The following is a 2,533-nucleotide window of genomic DNA, read 5'->3' as shown; positions in this document are numbered from 1 at the left end:
ACTTGTGCTTGCTGATTCTGATGCACTGATTGAAGCAGAAATGCTATTGCTCAAGCTTGTTGATGCTGAAGCTGAGGCACTACGTGATGCAGACTCGCTGTTGCTTACGCTTGTGCTTGCTGATTCTGATGCACTGATTGAAGCAGAAATGCTATTGCTCAAGCTTGTTGATGCTGAAGCTGAAGCACTACGTGATGCAGACTCGCTGTTGCTCATACTTGTGCTTGCTGATTCTGATGCACTGATTGAAGCAGAAATGCTATTGCTCAAGCTTGTTGATGCTGAAGCTGAGGCACTACGTGATGCAGACTCGCTGTTGCTTACGCTTGTGCTTGCTGATTCTGATGCACTGATTGAAGCAGAAATGCTATTGCTCAAGCTTGTTGATGCTGAAGCTGAAGCACTACGTGATGCAGACTCGCTGTTGCTTACGCTTGTGCTTGCTGATACTGAAGCGCTGATTGAAGCAGAAATGCTGTTGCTCATGCTTGTGCTGGCTGATACTGAAGCACTGATTGAGGCGGACACGCTGGTGCTCATGCTTGTGCTGGCTGATGCTGAAGCACTGATTGAGGCAGACACGCTGTTACTCATGCTTGTGCTGGCTGATACTGAAGCACTGATTGAAGCAGACACGCTGGTGCTCATGCTTGTGCTTNCTGATTCAGATGCACTGATTGAGGCGGACACACTGTTGCTCATGCTTGTGCTGGCTGATTCAGATGCACTGATTGAGGCGGACACGCTGTTACTCATGCTTGTGCTTGCTGATGCTGAAGCACTGATTGAGGCGGACACACTGTTGCTCATGCTTGTGCTTGCTGATGCTGAAGCACTGATTGAGGCTGACACGCTATTGCTCATGCTTGTGCTTGTGCTTGCTGATACTGAAGCACTGATTGAAGCAGACACGCTGGTGCTCATGCTTGTGCTTGCTGATTGGCTTGCACTGATTGACGCTGACACGCTGGTGCTCATGCTTGTGCTTGTGCTTGCTGATACTGAAGCACTGATTGAAGCAGACACGCTGTTGCTCATGCTTGTGCTTGCTGATTCAGATGCACTAATTGAAGCTGACACGCTGGTGCTCATGCTTGTGCTTGCTGATACTGAAGCACTGATTGAGGCAGACACGCTGTTGCTCATGCTTGTGCTTGCTGATTCAGATGCACTGATTGATGCTGATACGCTGTTGCTCATGCTTGTGCTTGCTGATTCAGATGCACTGATTGAAGCTGATACGCTGTTGCTCATGCTTGTGCTTGTGCTTGCTGAGTGACTTGCACTAATTGAAGCGGACACGCTGTTGCTCATGCTTGTGCTTACTGATTCAGATGCACTAATTGAAGCTGATACGCTGTTGCTCATGCTTGTGCTTACTGATTCAGATGCACTAATTGAAGCGGACACGCTGGTGCTCATGCTTGTGCTGGCTGATTGGCTAGCTGATACAGATGCTGAAGTACTTTGACTTGCAGATACTGACGCGCTAGCTGATTGGCTTGCACTGATTGACGCTGATACGCTGGTGCTCATGCTTGTGCTGGCTGATTGGCTAGCTGATACTGATGCTGAAGTACTTTGACTTGCAGATACTGACGCGCTAGCTGATTGGCTTGCACTGATTGAGGCAGACACGCTGTTACTCAAGCTTGTGCTGGCTGATTCAGATGCACTGATTGAGGCTGACACGCTGTTACTCAAGCTTGTGCTTGCTGATACTGAAGCACTGATTGAGGCAGACACGCTGGTGCTCATGCTTGTGCTTACTGATTCAGATGCACTAATTGAAGCAGACACGCTGGTGCTCATGCTTGTGCTGGCTGATTGGCTAGCTGATACAGATGCTGAAGTACTTTGACTTGCAGATACTGACGCGCTAGCTGATTGGCTTGCACTGATTGACGCTGATACGCTGGTGCTCATGCTTGTGCTTGCTGATTCAGATGCACTAATTGAAGCTGACACGCTGGTGCTCATGCTTGTGCTTGCTGATTCAGATGCACTGATTGAAGTAGACACGCTGTTACTCAAGCTTGTACTTGCTGATACTGAAGCACTGATTGAGGCAGACACGCTGGTGCTCATGCTTGTGCTGGCTGATTGGCTAGCTGATACTGATGCTGAAGTACTTTGACTTGCAGATACTGAAGCTGAAGCNCTTTGGCTAGCTGATACAGAGGCTGATTGGCTAGCACTGATGCTTGCTGAGATAGATGCTGAAGTGCTTTGGCTCGCACTAATTGACGCAGACTGGCTCGCGCTTNCTGAGATAGANGCTGAGTTCTGGTTGTTAGATGCTGAAGCTGAGGCACTTTGGCTTGCGCTTACTGATGCTGAAGTACTTTGACTTGCAGATACAGAAGCTGAAGCTGATTGACTAGCTGATACAGAGGCTGATTGGCTAGCACTGATGCTTGCTGAGATAGATGCTGAAGTGCTTTGGCTCGCACTAATTGACGCAGACTGGCTCGCGCTTACTGAGATAGACGCTGAGTTCTGGTTGTTAGATGCTGAAGCTGAGGCACTTTGG

3 protein-coding genes are annotated in these 2,533 nt (G+C 48.8%); all 3 read left to right on the top strand.

The features are described from left to right. Positions 1-1,312 precede the first annotated feature (1,312 nt). The 3 genes from D8790_RS10975 to D8790_RS10965 all read left to right on the top strand — a co-directional run bounded on the left by D8790_RS10975 (position 1,313) and on the right by D8790_RS10965 (position 2,137). The gene (locus tag D8790_RS10975) at positions 1,313-1,471 is read left to right on the top strand and encodes a hypothetical protein (protein ID WP_260470314.1); all 159 of its coding nucleotides are present in this window, start codon (positions 1,313-1,315) and stop codon (positions 1,469-1,471) included. 183 nt (positions 1,472-1,654) lie between these two features. Next, positions 1,655-1,861 carry a hypothetical protein gene (locus D8790_RS10970; protein ID WP_260470313.1) on the top strand — a complete coding sequence of 69 codons (207 nt, stop codon included), beginning with the start codon at positions 1,655-1,657 and terminating at the stop codon, positions 1,859-1,861. A gap of 63 nt (positions 1,862-1,924) precedes the next feature. Continuing rightward, positions 1,925-2,137 carry a hypothetical protein gene (locus tag D8790_RS10965; RefSeq protein ID WP_260470312.1) on the top strand — a complete coding sequence of 71 codons (213 nt, stop codon included), beginning with the start codon at positions 1,925-1,927 and terminating at the stop codon, positions 2,135-2,137. The last annotated feature ends 396 nt before the right edge of the window (positions 2,138-2,533 follow it).

This window comes from Streptococcus cristatus (assembly GCF_003943535.1).
GTDB classification, from domain to species: Bacteria; Bacillota; Bacilli; order Lactobacillales; family Streptococcaceae; genus Streptococcus; species Streptococcus cristatus_L.
The sequence above is the reverse complement of the archived record's forward strand: the minus strand, read 5'-3'. Positions and strand labels throughout refer to the sequence as shown.

Bases quoted from the DNA above. Each gene is read 5' to 3' on its own strand.
- D8790_RS10975 (WP_260470314.1), top strand. From the start codon at position 1,313: ATGCTTGTGCTTACTGATTCAGATGCACTAATTGAAGCTGATACGCTG.
- D8790_RS10965 (WP_260470312.1), top strand. From the start codon at position 1,925: ATGCTTGTGCTTGCTGATTCAGATGCACTAATTGAAGCTGACACGCTG.